This is a genomic window from Pseudoduganella plicata (assembly GCF_004421005.1).
GTDB classification, from domain to species: domain Bacteria; phylum Pseudomonadota; class Gammaproteobacteria; order Burkholderiales; family Burkholderiaceae_D; genus Rugamonas; species Rugamonas plicata.
Genome location: NZ_CP038026.1, coordinates 1,277,820 through 1,295,149, shown reverse-complemented (window position 1 = coordinate 1,295,149; position 17,330 = coordinate 1,277,820). Strand labels below are relative to the sequence as shown.

Sequence of the window (17,330 nt, the reverse complement as noted above, 5' to 3'; positions counted from 1 at the left end):
TTAAGCTTCGGTTCCGGCAAATTCGTTATCGAGGGCATACGCCATCCAGCCCTCTTTGTGCGTTGACATATGCTGCAGGTGTTTGCCCAGTTCCGCGCTGGCCGCTTCCGCCTTGCGCACGGCTTCGCCGTGCAACTGGCGCAGGGCGGCAAGGGCCGCCCTGTCGGCCGGCGTCCACTTGCCCTGGGCGGCCATGGCCGGCAAGGAAGACGCCATCAACGTATTCAGTTCCGCCAGCGCGTTCCAGTCGGAAGCAGCGGTGGCGGCGGACAGCTGCTGCGCCATGCGCAGCAGCTGCTGTTGCCTATCCATGCTTGGCCTGGACGCCTTGCCAGCCCGTGCGGATCGTCGTCAGCAGCCCGACGACCTCGTCGATGATGGCGGGATCCATGTCCATGCCGGCCCGGTACAGGCGTGCCACGCAGTAGTCGTACAGCCGGCCCAGGTTGGCGACGACTTCGCCGCCGTTGTCGAAATCGAGCGAACTCGACAGCCCATTGATGATCTGCGTGCACTTGTCCAGGCTGGCGGCCTTCATTTCATAGCGCTTGCCCGTGATATGGCCGCGCGCGCGCGCCAGCTCTTCGAGCAGGCCGTCGGTCAGCACCAGCACCAGTTCGACGGGTGAGGCGCGCGCCGTCTGCGCGTCCAGGTTGGTCGAGTAGTATTCGCCGTAAGCGTCGTGATTCATCGTTGGGTCCGTTTATGTTCGTGCGGCGGCCGGCTTGGCGGCCGTCCTCTTATTTGGATTTGTCGCCGAACAGCGCGTCGAAAATGCTCGTATTGTTCGTCATCTGCGCCTGCAGTGTCTGCAGTTGCGTAAACTGGTTCAGGTAGCGGGTGTAGGCCGCCGAGTATTGCGTGTCGAGCTGGGCCTGGCGTTCCATGATCGCGCTGGTCTGCTTGCTGTTGCTCTCGCGACGCGTCTTCAAGAGGCCGTTCGTGGAATCCGTCCACTGGTCCATCAGCTTGTCCAGGCCGCCCATGACGCCGGACGGCGTGACCATGCTGGCCGAGCCCATGATCGCGTCCAGGCCCGTCGGGTTGGCGGCCAGCGTCTTGGTCAGGCGTGCCGTGTCCAGCGCCAGCGTGCCGTCGCGCTGGGCGGTAATGCCGTAGTTCACCAGGCTGACGCCGTTCACTTCCTGGCGCAGCACCGCCTGCAGGCGGGTGCGCAGCGACTGCACGCCGGCATCCCCGTTGAAGACGCCCGCGTCCTTGCCGCTGGCCGCATCGCCGGCGGCCGTCAGGCCCTGCAGCGTCTTGATCAGCGCATTCCAGCCGTCCACGAAGCTCTGTACATTGGCCTGGGTGCCGGACGAGTCCGTGCCCACCGTCAGGCTGACGGGGTTTTCGCCGGCGGCCTGGGCTTTCGTAAACGTCATCGTCACGCCGTCGATGACGGTGTACGTGTTCGACGGCTGCTGCAGCTTGGTGCCGGTGGCCTTGTCGCCGAGGTAGACGATGGCGTCCTTGGCCACCACCAGGTCCTTGCGGTTGCCGGCCAGCGCCAGCGCATCCTTCAGCGCGCCGGCGGGCAGGGCGGTGCCGCTGATCGATACCGTATTGCCGGCGCCCGTGTCCGTGCCCGTCAGAACCAGCTGCTGCACGCCGTTCACCGTCAGCGTCGATGCCGTGACTTTCGAGCCGTTGCCCGATGCCGCGTTGATCGCCGCCGCCAGCTCTTTCACCGACAGCTTGCCGTCGGCGCTCTTGTCGGCCGTCGTCAGGTCGACGGCGAAACTGGTCGTGCCCACGGCAACGTTGATCGTGCCCGCCTCGGACATCGGCGTGGTGTCGGAGATATTGCTGTACGACGCCTGGTTGGCCGTGGCCAGCTGGTCGACGAAGAACTGGTAGTTGCCCGCTGCGGCCGTGGTGTTGGCCGTGGCGGTGCCGACGGTCGAGCTGAACGTGGCGGCATTGGCCAGCACGGACTTCTTCAGGGTCAGCTTCGAGAGCACGCCTTCGAAGGCGCTCATGGCCGAGCTCATGCTGGACAGCGCCTTGCCGGTGGCCGTGGCCGCGGTGTTCTGGTTCGTCAGCAGCGACTGACGGTCCGCGATATAGGCGTTCGCCAGCGTGGTTGCCGTGCTTTTCGGATCGTAGGTCGGGGTAGTCAGTGCCATTTTCGTGCTCCGAGGAAATTATTGAGAGTGTACCTTGGGTAAGAGCGACCAAAGGGGCGTTCTCATGAAATTTATTTCCGTATGGCTCTATTTTTGGGATCGGAGCCACAGTTGCGTGGCAAGGTCGTCATGCTGTTTGCGTTCTTGCACGTTCTTGGCGGACGTGACGACAGCCTGCTTCTTCTCCAGCACCTGCCCCAGCACTTCGCGCTTGACGTAAGCGGCGTTCAGCACCCGTTGCGAAACCGCCATGTCGGCCTCGTGCATCGTCAGGTCAAGCCGGTGGTTGTCGGCCATTGCCAGCACTGCCTGCTTGTAATTGCCGCAATTGGCCGCCAGCGCGATCGGCAGGTTGCCGGAGGCGCCGCTGTTGGTCGCCAGGCTGTGCAGCCGTTCCAGGTTCTTGCGGTAGCGCTCGGCGGTGGCTTCCTTGGCAGCCTGCGCGGCCTGCAGCTTCTCCACTTCCGAGTCGCGCAGCGACACCAGCGTGGACAGGTTGCGGATCAGGTTCAGGTCGCTCATTGCATCAGCCTTTCAAGTTGCTCCACGCAGGGCGTGTACGGCGCGTCTTCCTTGGTGCCCTGGCACAGGAATTGCTCGATATGGGGGTGCAGCTGCACGGCCTTGTCCGTGACCGGATCGGCGCCGGGCACGTAGGCGCCCAGCGGGATCAGGTCGCGCACGCGGTCGTGCCTGGCCATCGCCGCCTTCAGTGCGCGGGCGGCCAGCATGTGTTCCTTGCTGATGATGCCGTTCATGCAACGGCTGATCGACTGCGCCACGTCGATGGCCGGGTAATGGCCCCGCTCGGCCAGTGAGCGCGTCAGCACGATATGGCCGTCCAGGATGGCCCGCGCCGTATCGACGATGGGGTCCTGCTGGTCGTCGCCCTCGGCCAGCACCGTGTAGATGGCGCTCATCGAGCCATGTTCGTGTTCCCCGTTGCCGGCCGACTCCACCAGCTGCGGCAGGTTGGAGAACACGGAAGGGGGGTAGCCTTTCGTTGCCGGCGGCTCGCCCAGTGCCAGCGCCACTTCGCGCAGCGCCATCGCGTAACGCGTCAGCGAATCCACCAGCAGCAGCACGTTCTTGCCCTGGTCGCGGTAGTGCGCCGCGATCGAGTGGCACAGCTCGGTTGCCATCACGCGCATCATCGGTGACTCGTCCGCCGGCGCGATCACGAGCACCGCCTTCTTCAGCCCTTCGGCGCCCAGCGACATGTCGACGAATTCACGCACCTCGCGCGAGCGTTCGCCGATCAGGCCCACCACGACGACGTCCGCCACGGTCTGCCGCGTGATCAGGCCCAGCAGCACGGACTTGCCGACGCCGGAGCCGGCCATCAGGCCGACGCGCTGGCCCTTGCCCAAGGTGAGCATCGAATTGATGGCCCGTACGCCCACGTCGAGCGGCTCGTGCACGGGTTTTTTCTTCAGCGGGTTGACGCGCGGCGGCTGCATCTCCAGCACGTGCTCGCCCGTCAGCTTGCCCAGTCCGTCGATCGGCTCGCCCAGGCCGTTGACCATGCGGCCCAGCCAGCCGTTGCCGATCTGCAGGCTGACCTTTTCCGCATGCGGCAGCACGCGCGCACCCGTCGTCAGGCCGACGGCCTTCTTGAACGGCATCAGGTACGACACCTTGTCGCGGAAGCCCACCACCTGCGCTTCCAGCCAGCCCCCGTCGACCGTCTCGATCTGGCAACGCTGGCCCGTGTGCATGGGGCAGCCTACCGCTTCCAGCAGCAACCCTTGCGCACCCACCAGGCGACCCGTCGGGGTCGCCAGCGGTACGGCATCCAGCTCCAGGTTGCGCAGTGCGTCTGCAATCATTCGTCGAACTCTTCTTCATCGCCGCCGTCGGCGGCCTGCAATTGCTTGTCCACCTGCTCCATCACGGCAGCCAGGCGCTGGGTGCAACCGGCGTCCACTTCGCTGTCGCCGGCGCGGATGCGGCACTCGCCCGGTTCCAGTCGCGCATCGGCGATCAGGTTCCAGCGCTTGGCCCGCTTCGGGTCCAGTTCCGTGACCCGCTTCAGTTCTTCCGGATTCAGGAAGACGTCGATTTCCTCGCGCGTCGGGGGCATCGAGGCCAGCGTCTCGTCGACGAGGGCCATGATCTGTACCGGCTGCAACGCAAGTTCGGCGCGGATGACGGAACGGGCCACCTTGGCCACCAGGTCCACCACTTCCTTGCGCTGCGCGGCGCGGTAATCCGTGCGCAGTTTCTTCAGGCTCTTGAGCATCGCGTCGACGGGGCGGGCCAGCTGGTCGAAGCCGACCAGCGTTTCCTGCCTGCCTTCTTCACGACCCTCGGCCATGCCCTGCTGGCGGCCGGACTCGAAACCGTCCTCCTGGCCGCGCTGCAGACCCACTTCATAGCCGTCGCGCTGCCCCTGCTCGTAGCCTTCGCTGATCGACGCCTGCCATTCGGCGGCGTCGACCGTGCCGGTGTTGCCGCCACGCTGCCCGGCGGGCGGCGTGTGGTGCGACAGCGGCGGGAAGCGATAAGGGCGGAACTGCTTCATTCGACCACCGTCTCGGCAAACAGCTGCACTTCGACTTCGCCGGAATCGGCCAGCGCCTTGACAGTCGCCATGATTTCCTGCCGGCTCGCTTCGATACGCGACATCGGCACGGGGCCGGCGCGGCGCATCATGTCTTCGAATGCCTGCGCCTGGCGCTTCGGCATCGTTCTCAGCACGGCGTCGCGGATCGACTGCTCCGCACCCTTCAGCGCGACCGCCCACTGTTCCAGCGGTACTTCCTCGATGATGCGCGAGAGCACGGCTTCGGTCTGCGTGGACAGGATCAGGAAGTCGTACATCGACAGCTCGATCTGTTCCACGATCGAAGGATCATGGGCGCGCAGCAGTTCGACGACCTGGGCGCGGTTGCCCGGCAGGCGGTTCAGGATCTCGGCCACCTGCTTGACGCCTTCGATGCTGGTGCTTTGCATGTCGAACGATGCCAGGCAGCGGTCGACCAGCTCGTCCAGTTCGGCCAGCAGGTCCCGGTCGATCTCGTCCAGGCGGGCCAGGCTCAGCAGAACAAGATCGCGACCTTCCATCGGCAGGCCGTCGATGATCTGGCCGGCCAGCGTGGGCGGCAGGAAGGCCAGGAAGACGGCCTGCATGCGCACGTGCTCGTTGGCGATGTAGTCGGCCAGCCATTTCGGCGAGGCCCATTGCAAGCGCGCCATCTTCGGCCGCAGCTCGTCGCCGTAGATGCTGTTGAGCACCGTGTTGGCGATGTCGCCGCCCAGCGCCAGGTCCAGCGAGCGCTTCAGGTAGGAGCGCGACGCGCCGTGCACGCCGGACTGTTCGCGGTAGTCGTCGAAAAACGTCTGGATCGCCGTCTTGACGGCCTCGACCTTGATGCCGCTCATGCGCGACATGACTTGCGTGACTTCCAGCAGCTCCTCGCGCGACAGGCAGCGCAGCACGGCGGCGGCCTGCTCCTCGCCGATCGACAGCAGCACGATGGCGGCCTGTTCGACGGGAGTCAGGTTGGCGCCTTCGACAGGCAGATCGTTCAGGTTGTTCACGGAATTAAGCTCGGCCATTTTTCTGCATCCACTGTTTGACGACTTCTGCAACACGTTCCGGCTCTTTTTCGGCCAGAACCTTCAGGTGATCGACCATCACGTCGACCGGGGAGCCGGCAGGCGGCAGATCGTAGTTTTCCAGCAGCGGCACCACCGGCATGCCGGCCTTGCCGCTCATCTCGACGGCAGGCACGTCCGTCGCGCCGGCCAGTGCGGCCGGGGTGCCGGCCACGGCGTCCGCGTTGACGGGCAGGGCCGTCGCGGCATCGGCGCGGCGGTCGGCGCCGCTGCGGGTGTCCAGGCCCAGCGGTACCGGCAAGGCTGGCGTCATGCGGTTCGTCAGCAGCTTCATCAGCGGACGCAGGATCAGGAAGTAACCCAGGATCGTGGCGATCGCGTAGCTGGCCCAGCCGCTCATGTCGACGATGTTGTCGCGTTCTTCCCACCACTGCTGCGGTGCCGCTTTCGGCGGGAAGTTCATGGCCGTCACCATCAGCGTGTCGCCACGCTCGGCGTTGATGCCCAGGCCGTTACGCAGCACCTTGTCGATGTTCGCCAGCTCGGCAGCCGACCAGCCCGTCTTCGGGTTCATGGCGGCGGACTGTGCCAGCACGACGGCAACGTTCTGGTGCTCCAGGCGGCCACGGGCCCGCTTGGTCTGTACGATACTGCGGTCGTAGGCATACTGGCGCGTGGTTGCATTCTTGCGTGCCGAACCGTCCGGCATCTGGCCCGGCGCGCCAGGGGCGGCGGCGCCGTCGGCGGCAGGGGCGGCCGGTTCGGCGGCCGGCGGGCGGTTCGACAGCGTGCCCGGCACGCCCATCGCCATGCGGTTGCGGTCCTGCTCTTCGCGGGTGGCTTCGCTGGTGACTTTCGGCGTTTCGCCGTACTTCTCGACCGTTTCCTCGACCTTGTCGTTATCGACGGAAGCCGTGACGCTGACCTTGAAATTGTCTTCGCCCATCACCGGACCCAGCAGGCCACGGATATTGCCCTTGATCTCATCCTGGATGCGCTTCTGCGCTTCGTTGCCCGACGACGTGGCATCGAAGCCGTCCGTCAGGTCCACGTGCGACGACAGCAGGTTGCCGGCCTGGTCCACCAGGCTGACGCGTGCCGGCGACAGGCTGGCAACGCTGCCCGAGACCATGTTGACGACGGCGGCGATCGATTCGGGCGACAGCGTGCGGCCCGGCTTGACGCCGATGACGACGGCGGCCGACGACTTGTCGCCGTCCGACGACACGAACGACGTCGACTTGGCGATCGACAGGTGCACGCGCGCCGAGGCGATCGCGTCCAGCGTCATGATCGACTGGGCCAGTTCGCCTTCCAGGCCGCGGCGGAAGCGCACGTCCTGCACGAATTGCGACACGCCCAGCGGATCGTTCTTGTCCATCAGCTCCAGCCCGGCCGGCAGCTGCGCGGTGACGCCTTTCGACGCCAGCAGCATGCGCACCTTGCCCAGCTGGTCTTCCGGTACCAGCACCTGGCCGCTGTCCGGGTGGACGCGGTAAGGAATCTGCTCGGCCTCGAGCACGGACATCATGTCGGCCGCGGCGACTTTCTCGCGGGCGCCGAAGACAGGCTTGTAGCCGGCCTGGTCCTTCCACAGGAACATCAGGACGAGTGCCGTCACGCCGATGGCCAGCAGCAGCATCGGATACAGGTTTTTCAGCAGGGCAGGCGGGACACCCGGCATGCCATTGGAGGTACCACGCCAGCGCCCGAAGGCGGACTTAACAGTGTTGATCACGTCGGAACTTTCGCTTGGAACAGAATGGATACAGCCGTCGATGCGGCGGAATTACAGCGGCAGCTTGATGAGCTCGTCGACAGCGCCCATCACTTTGTTGCGAACCTGCATCAGCATCGAGAAGGACAGGCTGGCTTCCTGGCTGGCCATCATGGCGCCTACCAGGTCATCGCTGCGGCCGGCGTCGACATCGGCCATTTTTGCACCGGCGGCCTGGTCGGCCGCATTCACGCCGGAGATGGCGTTCTGCATTGCTTGCGCGAAGGAACCGGCGGAGCCGCCGGCGAAGTTTGCGTGGCCGCCGAACTGCGCGGCCGGGGCGATCTGGGCAGCGTTTTGCGCCAGCTCGTTTGCCGCGTTGGTCAGGGACGCCAGGTCGGCGTGGATCATGCCGGCGATATCATTTGCCATTTGCCATCTCACTTTCAATGCAACGTTGATCTTCGTTACCACAGTGCTTCCCTGGGCTGGAGCCCGCCACGGGTTGCTATGGCGCCAGTTCAGGGTACTGCGGGTTTGTTTTCCGCCTCCGGCTGCCAGCGCTGCAGCCCGGTTGGAAAAACGAAAAACTGCTGACATAACATTCATCCGATTATCTGGATGGGCCGCAAGATTAATGTAATCGTGCTGAAATAATGTGCCAGTGTCGATTCAGTGCGCTGCATTGTTTCCTTTTACAGAAACGCTGTTACTGTGACAAATGTCCTTAATAATCAAACACTAGCCAGCCTTGCTCGTAATGTTGAGAGAACGTGGCGTGTTGCTCAGGACAGGGATTAGCTTACCGTGAGGCAACAGCACTGTAAAGGGGAATTTGTGAATCGTGTGCAGGTGATGAGCACTCGTCATGCTATTGATTCGTGGCAATATTCAAGAATTTCAGGTATTCTACGGTGCCTGGATCGTCCACTTGTATACTTTGCGATACGATGTGATATGCAGATGGCGTATGCACATGGACTACACTGATGAATAATTTACAAACCACTGCCAAGCCGTTGATTCTGGATCCGAGCCTGCTGGGGCGCCCCGTGCACCGGCTGCCGCAGTTCGCCGCGCAGCTGCGCGAGGATATGATTGCGCAGCTGCGCCAGCCCGCCGTGCGCCGCTACTGGGGCAATGTGAGCGTCCAGGGGGCCGTGTTCGCACGGCTGGACGGCACCGAGGAGCGGCAACGCTGGCAGCACTATGCGGCCGGCGATGGCATGCTGGGCTTCGCCCTCGAACGTAAGGTGTTGCTGTCGGTGCTGAATTACCGTTATGGTCGCGGTAAGGACAGCGAGGCCTCCGTGGACGAGGCCGCCGTCCGCGTGACGGCGACGGAAGAACGGCTGGCTGTTGTATTGGGCCAACAAATGGTCGGGGTCGTGGCACAACGGATTGCAGCAAACCTGCCCGGCGGCGACCCGGCGGCAAGCCAGGAAGTCGTTCCGGCCAAGGGTGGCTATCCGCCCAAGGGCACGTGGATCGTTACGGTGGACGTGCGCCTGGGCGAGACGGAAGGCAAGGTCTGGTTCACACTGGACAAGAAGCTGATGTCGGACGTACTGCGCGGCGTGGCGCCGGAACGCGATACCGGCAAGAAAGCGTCGAAACAGTCCGGTCCGCTGGCACAGCGCATGCAGGTGGCGCTGAACGGCAGGCTGGTCAGTAAAGAGGTCACGCTGGGGGCGCTGTTCGATCTGCGCGTCGGCGATGTGATTCCGGTCAGCCTGCACAGGGCCGACGTGATGCTCGAAGACTCCCGGCTGTTTACGGCCGCGGTGACGGAGCACAAGGGAAAACTGTGCCTAACATCTTTTGAAGACGTCGAATAATATGATGAATGTGAACCCAAACGGCACCAGCGACGCGATGCTCGAGGACGTGACGGACGAGATGATACTCGACCCCGTGGCCGGCGATCTCGCCGATGTCCCCGTACAGCCGGCGCCGCGGCGCGATCTGCCGCAAATGATGCGCAAGATTCCCGTCACCCTGACCCTGGAAGTCGGATCGGCCCGCATTTCGCTGCAGGACCTGATGAGCATCGGTCCCGACAGCGTCGTCGAACTGGATGTGCTGGCGGGCGAGCCCCTGGTCATCAAGGTCAACGGCACTGCCATCGGCCGCGCCGAAGTGGTGGTGGCGGGCGAGAACTACGGGCTGAAGGTGATCGACCTGGACGGACTCAATCTCGACATGATGACGTCATGACGACGTGCTTTGCAATGCTGGCCGGCCCCTTGCGCCGGCCTTTTGCTTTTGGGGTGTCTTGACGAGATTGCCACGGTTGTTTCCACTTGTACTTCTTTTCCTTGCGCTGACCCTGGCGCTGCCAGGCCTCGGCTGGGCTCAGGCCGCCGCGCCTGCGCCAGGCAACGCGCCGGACCTGCTGGCCGGGGTCGTGCCGGGCGCCGCCACCGACCTGTCGGTGAAGATGCAGATTCTCGTCGTCATGACGCTGCTGGGCCTGCTGCCGGCCATGGCCATGATGATGACGAGCTTTACCCGCTTCGTCATTGTGCTGTCGCTGCTGCGCTCGGCGCTGGGCCTGCAGCAGGGTCTGCCGAACCGTATCATCACCGGCATCGCCCTGATCCTGACGATCCTCGTCATGAAGCCCATCGGCGACCAGGTCTGGCGCGACGCGTTCGTTCCCTACGACCAGGACCGCATCGGCCTGACCGAGGCGCTGCGCATCGCCGAGCAGCCGGTCTCGCGCTTCATGCTGGCGCAGACCAGCAAGGCGGCGCTCAAGCAGATCGCCACGCTGGCCGGCGAGGCCAACGTGACCGTGCCGATGAATCACAGCTTCCCCGTCAAGCTGGCCTCGTTCGTGCTGTCGGAACTGAAGACGGCGTTCCAGATCGGCTGCATGCTGTTCATTCCGTTCCTCATCATCGACCTTGTGGTGTCGTCGGTCCTGATGGCGATGGGCATGATGATGCTGTCGCCGCTGGTGATATCGCTGCCGTTCAAGCTGCTGCTGTTCGTGCTGGTCGATGGCTGGACGTTGACCGTCAACACGCTGGTCACCAGCATCCAGGCGTTCTAGCGGAGCGGACCGGCTATGCTGACACCCGAAGTCGCCGTCGATCTGGTTGTCGAGGCCCTGCACATCGTCATGGTGCTCGTGCTGGTGCTGGTCATCCCCGGGCTGATCATGGGTCTGGTGGTGGCGCTGTTCCAGGCCGCCACGCAGATCAACGAGCAGACGCTGTCGTTTCTGCCGCGCCTCCTGGTCACGCTGTTCGCCATCATCCTTACCGGCCGCTGGATGGCCGGCTATCTGATGGACTATTGCGTGTCCATCTTTACGCGCGCAGCCACCCTGGTAGGCTGACCAGAACGAGAACGTGGAACAGGTCCTCGCCAATCTCTTTCCGCTGCTGAACGCCTTGTGGTGGCCGTTCGTGCGCGCGATGGCATTGCTGTCGGCGGCGCCCGTGCTGGGCGAGGCGATGGTGCCGGTGCCGATCCGCGTGCTGGCATCGCTCGTCATCGCCGTGCTGATGCTGCCCGTCACGGGTCGGGAAATGGTCGTCATCGATCCGTTCTCGGTGGCTGCGGCCGTCGCCACGGCGGAGCAGGCCATCATCGGCTTCGTGCTGGGGCTGGCGTTCCACTTTGCCATGTCCGTCATCAATATATTGGGCTTCATCGTCTCGTCGCAGGTCGGCTTTTCGATGGCGGCCATGAACGACCCGCTGAACGGGCAGTCGTCCGACGTCGTCTCGCAACTGCTGATGATGCTGGCGATCATCGTCTTCTTCGCCATCGACGGCCACCTTGTGATCACCGGCGTGATCGGCGCCAGCTTCCGCGCCTGGCCGCTGGGCAGCGGCTTCGGGCCGCTGCTGCTGCAGACGGTGGCGTGGAACGTGGCATGGATCTTCTCGGCGGCCATGCTGCTGGCCATCCCCATCGTCTTCGCCACCGTTGTCGTGCAGGTCGGTTTCGGTTTCCTCAATCGCGTGGCGCCGTCGCTGAACCTGTTCTCGCTGGGCTTTTCCGTCATCACGTTCTTCGGCCTGTTGATGCTGGGCCAGGTGGTGCGCTTCGTGCCCGACCATTACACGCGCATGTCCGGCCAGGTGCTGGAGATGATCCGGCTGCAGATGCAGGCCGCGCCGGGCAACCGTACAACGGCGCTGGCCGCGCCGGGCCGTCATACCTTTGCGCTGGTCCCACAGGAGAAGGCCCATGGCTGAATCGAGCGGCGACAAGAGCGAGAAGGCGTCACAGCAGAAGCTGAAGAAGGCGCGCGAGGAAGGGCAGGTGGCCCGCTCCAAGGACCTGGCGACGGCCGTCGGCATCCTCGTCAGCCTGAAGCTGTTCATCTATCTGATGCCCTCGTATCTGGACCACTTCCGCGCCATCTTCGGGCAGAGCTTCGTGCAGCTCGACGCCGGCGACGCACTGGGCAACGCCATGTCCGACGTCTTCTACGAAGCGGCCATGCTGCTGGTGAAGATGGTGGCGCCGCTGTTCGTCGTGCCGTTCTGCATCGTGCTGTCGTCCGCGCTGCCGGGCGGGTTCGTCGTCAGCGCCAAGAACCTGCAGCCGAAGTTCTCGCGCATGAGCCCCATCGCCAATATCGGCCGGCTCTTTTCGGGCAAGCACCTGTTCGAGCTGGTGCTCTCGATCGGCAAGGCCGGCGTCCTGATCGCCGTGCTGATCCACCTGGCCCGTTCCACCCTGGACGACTACACGCGGCTGCAGTCGCTGCCGCTGTCCGAGGCCATGCTGAAGGGCGCCGGCCTGATGGCGGACGGCCTGATGGCGATGGTGTCGATCTTCATCCTGTTCGCGCTCATCGACGTGCCGGCACAGGCGTTCTTCTTCGCCAAAGGCCAGCGCATGACGAAGCAGGACGTCAAGGACGAGCACAAGAGCAGCGAAGGGCGGCCGGAAGTAAAGGGCCGCATCCGCCAGCTGCAGCGCGCCATGGCCCAGCGCAGCGCGCGGAAAACCGTGCCGACGGCGGACGTCGTCGTCGTCAACCCGGAACACTATGCCGTGGCGCTGAAGTACGACGACAAGCGCGCCGAGGCGCCGTTCGTTGTGGCCAAGGGCGTCGACGAACTGGCGCTGTACATCAAGTCCATCGCGCACGAGCACAAGATCGAAGTGCTGACGTTGCCGCCGCTGGCGCGCGCCATCTACAACACGGCCCAGGTCAACCAGCAGATCCCCGTGCAGCTGTACCAGGCCGTCTCGCAGGTGCTGCACTACGTGCTGCAGCTGAAGGCCTTCAAAACGGGTGGCCGGCAGGGCCTGCCGCCATTCCCGACCAGATTGTCGTACCACCATCCATGAGTGAGGTTTCGCCGTCATGAATTCACTGAACCGCATCGTTGCCGAATTGCGCCGCCATAAGTTCGCCACGCCGCTGTTCGTCATGTCCATCCTGGGCATGATCATCCTGCCGTTGCCGCCGATCCTGCTGGACGTGCTGTTTACGTTCAATATCGTGCTGGCCCTGATCGTCATTCTCGTCTCCGTGCAGGCCAGGCGCCCGCTGGACTTCTCCGTGTTCCCCACGGTGATCCTGGTCACGACGATGCTGCGCCTGACGCTGAACGTGGCATCGACGCGGGTGGTGCTGCTGCATGGCCACGAGGGTACGCACGCCGCCGGGCGGGTGGTGGAGGCGTTCGGTAACGTCGTCATCGGCGGCAACTTCGTTGTCGGCCTGGTGGTGTTCGTCATCCTGATGATCATCAACTTCGCCGTCGTGACGAAGGGCGCGGAACGGATTTCGGAAGTCTCGGCCAGGTTCACGCTGGACGCACTGCCGGGCAAGCAGATGGCCATCGACGCGGACCTGAACGCGGGCCTGATCAACCAGGACAAGGCACAGCTGCGCCGCCGCGAAGTGGCGATGGAAGCGGACTTCTACGGCGCCATGGACGGTGCCTCGAAGTTCGTGCGCGGCGACGCCGTCGCGTCGATCCTGGTCCTGATCATCAACCTGGTCGGCGGCGTCGCCATCGGCGCGCTGATGCAGGACATGAGCTTCGGCGACGCATTCCGCCAGTACGCGCTGCTGACGATTGGCGACGGTCTGGTGGCCCAGATTCCGGCGCTGCTGCTGTCCGCGGCCGCGGCGATCATCGTTACGCGCATCTCGGATGCGGGCGACTTCGAAGACCAGGTCAGCACGCAGCTGCTGGCCAACCCGAACGTGCTGTTCTCGGCCGCCGGCCTGATGGTGGTGCTGGGCATCGTGCCGGGCATGCCGTGGCTGCCGTTCCTGTCGTTCGCGGGCGCGCTGGGGTATGCCGGCTACCGGATGACGCAGCGTGCCGTGGCGCCGCCGGATACCAAGCAGATCGAAGCGATCCAGGCAGCGCTGTCGGAAGAGAAGACGCCGGAACTGGAGTGGCAAAGCCTGCCCGTCGTGCATCCGCTGCAGGTGCTGCTGGGCTACAAGCTGGTGGGGATGATCGACAAGGCGCAGGGCGAGGTGCTGACGAAGCGTATCCGCGGCGTGCGCCAGAGCCTGTCCGAGGCGATGGGCATGGTGCTGCCGCCGATCGGCGTGCGCGACGACCTGGGTCTGAAACCGTCGCAATACTCCGTCGTGCTGGGCGGCGCCGCGATCGCCCATGCGGAAGTGTTCCCGGACCGGCTGATGGCGATCCCATCGCCGAACCTGTATGGCCAGGTGGACGGCATTCCCGGCGTCGAACCGGCGTACGGCATGCCCGTCGTCTGGATCGAACCAACCGACAAGGCGCAGGCGCTGGGCATGGGCTACCAGGTCGTGGAAGCCCCCAGCGCCATCGCCACGCACGTGTCGAAGCTGATCCGCGAATACCTGCCGGAGCTGTTCCGCCACGACGACGTGGCCGCGCTGATGGAACGCCTGACGGCGCTGTCGCCCAAGCTGGGCTCCGCGCTGGACAAGACCATGACGCACACGCAGCTGCTGCGCGTGTTCCGCGTGCTGCTGGCGGAAAACGTCTCGCTGAAGGACATCATCCCGATCGCGACAACGCTGCTGGACAGCGCCGAAACGACGAAGGACCCGATCCTGCTGGCAGCCGAAATCCGCTGCGCGCTGCGCCGCCAGATCGTCTCCAGCCTGTTCGGCCAGAAGAAGGAAATGCTCGCCTTTAACCTGGGCGGCGAGCTGGAAAACATGCTGCTGGGCTCCCTCAACCAGGCCCGCCAGAGCGGCAAGGTGGTGCTGGACAACTACCCGATCGACCCGCACCTGCTGGCGCAGCTGCAAGTGAACATGCCGGTGGCGCGCGAACAGATGAAGCAGGCCTCCACGCCGCCCGTGCTGCTGGTGCTGCCGCAGATCCGGCCGCTGCTGGCCCGGTACGCGCGCCTGTTCGCGCCGGGGTTGCATGTGCTGTCGTATAACGAGGTGCCTGAGAATCGGGAAGTGTCGATTATCGGGACGGTGGGGTAGGGGCCCGACGGGCTCGCTCATCGGTTGACGTCGTTGGCGACGCCACTACGGCTGTGCACATCGTCGACGGCCTGCTGACGGGCTGACATGCAGGCGCGAGTCTCGACGGGTGCAAAGATACGTTATGATGTCGGCAAGGGTGATGATGTCCTTGCTGGCATGACAGGACGCGCGATAGTCGGGCCGCCTCGCAGTGTTCGCGCGCCCTCACGGTGCTCAACCTTTTCGGCTTTCAGCTTTACCCGATGCCTTTGCGTACTTCGTTGCGCATTGTTCTGTTCGCCCTGGCTTATCCCGGTTTCACGCGCTGGCGGCCGCGCCGCGCGGCGGTGCCATGCCGTGTGCGCCGGTGCCGCGCAGCCCGATAGGCAAGTCCGATTCAGCAGGCGCGAGCCTTTGCCCTTCCACGGGCTTTTTTATTCGTGAATAACGCGACCGCGCCGACGTGGTCCATTTGATGGGGAATTCCAGTGCGTATCGAAAAGCGTCTATCGAAATCCTTCACGCAATTTGCCAATTCCGGCAAGGCCGGGGGCATCGTTCTGATCCTGTGCACGCTGGCCTCGCTGGCGTTGGCAAATTCGCCGTGGGGCGAATCTTACCGGCATTTCTGGCACCTGCCGGTCGCGGGACTCACTGTCGAGCTTTGGATCAACGATGCATTGATGGCGATCTTCTTCCTGCTGATCGGCCTCGAACTCGAGCGCGAACTCTACAACGGAGAGCTGTCGGACTTCAGGAACGCCTTGCTACCGATCCTGGCGGCGGCGGGCGGAATTGTGCTGCCCGCCGGCATTCACTTCCTGATGAATCATGGCACGCCTACGCAGGCAGGCATCGGCATCCCGATGGCGACCGACATCGCGTTTGCGCTGGGCGTACTGGCGTTGCTTGGGCGCCGGGTGCCGGCCTCGCTCAAGATATTCCTGACCGCGCTGGCCGTGATGGACGACCTCGGTGCCATTGTCGTGATTGCGCTGTTCTATACCGCGCAGCTGTCGATCGGCTACCTGGCAGGCGCGCTGGCCGTATTTGCGGCGCTGCTGGCGATGAACCGCCTGATGCGCGTTGCCGCGCTGTGGCCGTACCTGCTGCTCGGCGCCCTCATGTGGTTCCTGATGTTGAAATCGGGCGTGCATGCGACCATCTCGGGCGTGCTGCTGGCCTTTGCCATTCCCTATTCGGCGCTGGAGGACGACGCCACCTCGCCGTCGCATCGCCTGGAGCATTTGCTGCACAAGCCCGTCGCGTTCCTGATCCTGCCCATTTTTGCCCTGGCGAACACCGGCATCCTGATCGGCACGGGCTGGGCCCAGGAGCTGCTGTCTGCCAACAGCGTCGGCATTTTCCTCGGCTTGTTGGTCGGAAAACCAGTCGGTATCGTGCTGTTCAGTTTTATCGCGGTGGCCGCCGGGCTGTGCCGGCTTCCCCTGGATCTTGGCTGGCGTCATATTTTGGGAGCGGGGCTGCTCGGCGGTATCGGCTTCACGATGTCGATCTTCATCACCAACCTGGCATTTACCGGCCAGGCTGGCCTGATCGACGCATCGAAGATCGCCATCCTCGTGGCCTCCTGCGCCGCAGGCGTCATCGGTTTTGCATGGCTCAAGCTGGCCGGGGCACCGTTGCCGTCCGATCCCGATCCCGACACGATGGACTTCGAATCCGGCCCTGCGAAGGAAACCACCTGAAGGGCGCCGGGCACGCTCCCCGGCGGTCTGCTGGCAGACTCATGGCGCCCAGCGCGAAGCGGCCCGTGTCGCGCAGGCCTATCGTTGCGCCTTCAGCAGGGCCACGTATGCCGAGCGGTTGCCGGCCTGGCTGGCCGGCACCACCGCAAGGCTGACGTCGGCTTCAGGATGACCGCGTCGATGTCGCCCAGCGTTGCTGATGAGAATCCGCGATTTCCTCGGACATTTCGATGGCCGGGCAGGTCAGCGTCTTGCTTCGAGATCGTCGATGTATTCCTTCATTTCACCGATCTCCTTCCTCTGTGCAGCAATGATCCCGTCGGTAAGCTTGCGCACGCGCGGGCCGACGATGCGGGCGCGCTGTTCAGGATGGCGATGGAGTGATGAGGAATCGCGCATGTATGCCCCGTCGTCCACCGTGGTTTGGCTGCGCACCAGCTACAGCGACACGGGGAGGCGTGCTGCGCTGGTCAGCGGGATGCCGATATTGACTGCCATATTCGGGTTCACCTTCCACATGGCTGCGCGCATGCCGACGGCCTTCGTGGCACCCATGATGAGGGCCATGAAGGCCGGGTTTAACTGAAGAACACGTGGTCGGCCGGGCAGGTATTAAGGTACATCAGCCCGGACATGATGACGGTCCCGGCCGACGCTGGAACGTACCCCGGGCAATGCCTGCGGCATCGCTCGCTCGCCGGGCGGCAGACCAGGGGCCGAACAGGACAACGGCTACCTGCTGGCATGGCAGTCCGACCACGGCACCAGCCACGGTGTCGTCGTCAGGCAGTTCCGCTGGGATG

General features: G+C 64.3%; 17 protein-coding genes and 1 pseudogene. 8 read left to right on the top strand and 10 right to left on the bottom strand.

What is annotated here, in order from left to right:
• The 9 genes from E1742_RS05585 to fliE all read right to left on the bottom strand — a co-directional run bounded on the left by E1742_RS05585 (position 1) and on the right by fliE (position 7,839).
• Complete coding sequence (locus tag E1742_RS05585; protein WP_134383933.1) at positions 1-312, bottom strand: hypothetical protein; 312 nt, start codon at positions 310-312, stop codon at positions 1-3.
• A complete protein-coding gene (fliS, locus tag E1742_RS05580; protein WP_134383932.1) occupies positions 305-691 on the bottom strand; it encodes a flagellar export chaperone FliS in 387 nt (128 codons plus the stop codon). Before fliS ends, E1742_RS05585 begins: the two co-directional genes overlap by 8 nt.
• A gap of 49 nt (positions 692-740) precedes the next feature.
• Complete coding sequence (gene fliD / locus E1742_RS05575; protein WP_134383931.1) at positions 741-2,129, bottom strand: flagellar filament capping protein FliD; 1,389 nt, start codon at positions 2,127-2,129, stop codon at positions 741-743.
• An 87-nt stretch (positions 2,130-2,216) separates the two neighbouring features.
• Positions 2,217-2,651 (bottom strand): flagellar FliJ family protein, encoded by a 435-nt coding sequence (locus tag E1742_RS05570; RefSeq protein ID WP_134383930.1) that lies wholly within the window; start codon positions 2,649-2,651, stop codon positions 2,217-2,219.
• On the bottom strand, positions 2,648-3,958 hold the full coding sequence (gene fliI / locus E1742_RS05565; RefSeq protein WP_134383929.1) for a flagellar protein export ATPase FliI: 1,311 nt from the start codon (positions 3,956-3,958) through the stop codon (positions 2,648-2,650). Before fliI ends, E1742_RS05570 begins: the two co-directional genes overlap by 4 nt.
• Positions 3,955-4,653, bottom strand: coding sequence for a flagellar assembly protein FliH (fliH, locus tag E1742_RS05560; RefSeq protein ID WP_134383928.1), 699 nt, complete (start codon positions 4,651-4,653; stop codon positions 3,955-3,957). Before fliH ends, fliI begins: the two co-directional genes overlap by 4 nt.
• Complete coding sequence (locus E1742_RS05555; RefSeq protein ID WP_134383927.1) at positions 4,650-5,690, bottom strand: flagellar motor switch protein FliG; 1,041 nt, start codon at positions 5,688-5,690, stop codon at positions 4,650-4,652. Before E1742_RS05555 ends, fliH begins: the two co-directional genes overlap by 4 nt.
• Entirely contained in the window at positions 5,677-7,428 is a 1,752-nt protein-coding gene (gene fliF, locus E1742_RS05550) for a flagellar basal-body MS-ring/collar protein FliF (RefSeq protein ID WP_371860209.1), read from the bottom strand. Before fliF ends, E1742_RS05555 begins: the two co-directional genes overlap by 14 nt.
• Before the next feature lie 51 nt (positions 7,429-7,479).
• On the bottom strand, positions 7,480-7,839 hold the full coding sequence (gene fliE, locus E1742_RS05545) for a flagellar hook-basal body complex protein FliE (protein ID WP_134383926.1): 360 nt from the start codon (positions 7,837-7,839) through the stop codon (positions 7,480-7,482).
• Between the two features lie 557 nt (positions 7,840-8,396).
• On the opposite strand from fliE, the gene E1742_RS05540 reads away from it, so the two are divergent.
• The 8 genes and pseudogenes from E1742_RS05540 (at position 8,397) to nhaA (ending at position 16,527) form a co-directional block, all read left to right on the top strand.
• A complete protein-coding gene (locus tag E1742_RS05540) occupies positions 8,397-9,245 on the top strand; it encodes a FliM/FliN family flagellar motor switch protein (protein WP_134383925.1) in 849 nt (282 codons plus the stop codon).
• A gap of 4 nt (positions 9,246-9,249) precedes the next feature.
• A complete protein-coding gene (locus tag E1742_RS05535) occupies positions 9,250-9,624 on the top strand; it encodes a FliM/FliN family flagellar motor switch protein (RefSeq protein WP_371860227.1) in 375 nt (124 codons plus the stop codon).
• A gap of 106 nt (positions 9,625-9,730) precedes the next feature.
• Entirely contained in the window at positions 9,731-10,465 is a 735-nt protein-coding gene (fliP, locus tag E1742_RS05530) for a flagellar type III secretion system pore protein FliP (RefSeq protein WP_371860226.1), read from the top strand.
• Between the two features lie 15 nt (positions 10,466-10,480).
• On the top strand, positions 10,481-10,753 hold the full coding sequence (fliQ, locus tag E1742_RS05525; RefSeq protein WP_134383923.1) for a flagellar biosynthesis protein FliQ: 273 nt from the start codon (positions 10,481-10,483) through the stop codon (positions 10,751-10,753).
• A gap of 13 nt (positions 10,754-10,766) precedes the next feature.
• Positions 10,767-11,621 (top strand): flagellar biosynthetic protein FliR, encoded by an 855-nt coding sequence (locus tag E1742_RS05520; RefSeq protein WP_134383922.1) that lies wholly within the window; start codon positions 10,767-10,769, stop codon positions 11,619-11,621.
• Positions 11,614-12,749 (top strand): annotated as a pseudogene (flhB, locus tag E1742_RS05515) (flagellar type III secretion system protein FlhB). The gene E1742_RS05520 and the pseudogene flhB overlap by 8 nt, the downstream one beginning before the upstream one ends.
• Positions 12,746-14,836, top strand: a complete 2,091-nt coding sequence (locus E1742_RS05510; RefSeq protein ID WP_134383920.1) for a flagellar biosynthesis protein FlhA — start codon at positions 12,746-12,748, stop codon at positions 14,834-14,836. The pseudogene flhB and the gene E1742_RS05510 overlap by 4 nt, the downstream one beginning before the upstream one ends.
• Positions 14,837-15,306: 470 nt before the next feature.
• On the top strand, positions 15,307-16,527 hold the full coding sequence (nhaA, locus tag E1742_RS05505; protein WP_134383919.1) for a Na+/H+ antiporter NhaA: 1,221 nt from the start codon (positions 15,307-15,309) through the stop codon (positions 16,525-16,527).
• A gap of 243 nt (positions 16,528-16,770) precedes the next feature.
• Here nhaA and E1742_RS26645 read toward each other — a convergent pair whose 3' ends face one another.
• A complete protein-coding gene (locus E1742_RS26645) occupies positions 16,771-16,926 on the bottom strand; it encodes a hypothetical protein (RefSeq protein WP_229466545.1) in 156 nt (51 codons plus the stop codon).
• Positions 16,927-17,330: the final 404 nt, after the last annotated feature.

Excerpts from the sequence above, each read along its gene's own strand:
- E1742_RS05585 (WP_134383933.1), bottom strand. The coding sequence starts at position 312 with ATGGATAGGCAACAGCAGCTGCTGCGCATGGCGCAGCAGCTGTCCGCC.
- fliS (WP_134383932.1), bottom strand. The coding sequence starts at position 691 with ATGAATCACGACGCTTACGGCGAATACTACTCGACCAACCTGGACGCG.
- fliD (WP_134383931.1), bottom strand. The coding sequence starts at position 2,129 with ATGGCACTGACTACCCCGACCTACGATCCGAAAAGCACGGCAACCACG.
- E1742_RS05570 (WP_134383930.1), bottom strand. The coding sequence starts at position 2,651 with ATGAGCGACCTGAACCTGATCCGCAACCTGTCCACGCTGGTGTCGCTG.
- fliI (WP_134383929.1), bottom strand. The coding sequence starts at position 3,958 with ATGATTGCAGACGCACTGCGCAACCTGGAGCTGGATGCCGTACCGCTG.
- fliH (WP_134383928.1), bottom strand. The coding sequence starts at position 4,653 with ATGAAGCAGTTCCGCCCTTATCGCTTCCCGCCGCTGTCGCACCACACG.
- E1742_RS05555 (WP_134383927.1), bottom strand. The coding sequence starts at position 5,690 with ATGGCCGAGCTTAATTCCGTGAACAACCTGAACGATCTGCCTGTCGAA.
- fliE (WP_134383926.1), bottom strand. The coding sequence starts at position 7,839 with ATGGCAAATGATATCGCCGGCATGATCCACGCCGACCTGGCGTCCCTG.
- E1742_RS05540 (WP_134383925.1), top strand. The coding sequence starts at position 8,397 with ATGAATAATTTACAAACCACTGCCAAGCCGTTGATTCTGGATCCGAGC.
- E1742_RS05535 (WP_371860227.1), top strand. The coding sequence starts at position 9,250 with ATGAATGTGAACCCAAACGGCACCAGCGACGCGATGCTCGAGGACGTG.
- fliQ (WP_134383923.1), top strand. The coding sequence starts at position 10,481 with ATGCTGACACCCGAAGTCGCCGTCGATCTGGTTGTCGAGGCCCTGCAC.
- E1742_RS05510 (WP_134383920.1), top strand. The coding sequence starts at position 12,746 with ATGAATTCACTGAACCGCATCGTTGCCGAATTGCGCCGCCATAAGTTC.
- E1742_RS26645 (WP_229466545.1), bottom strand. The coding sequence starts at position 16,926 with ATGCGCGATTCCTCATCACTCCATCGCCATCCTGAACAGCGCGCCCGC.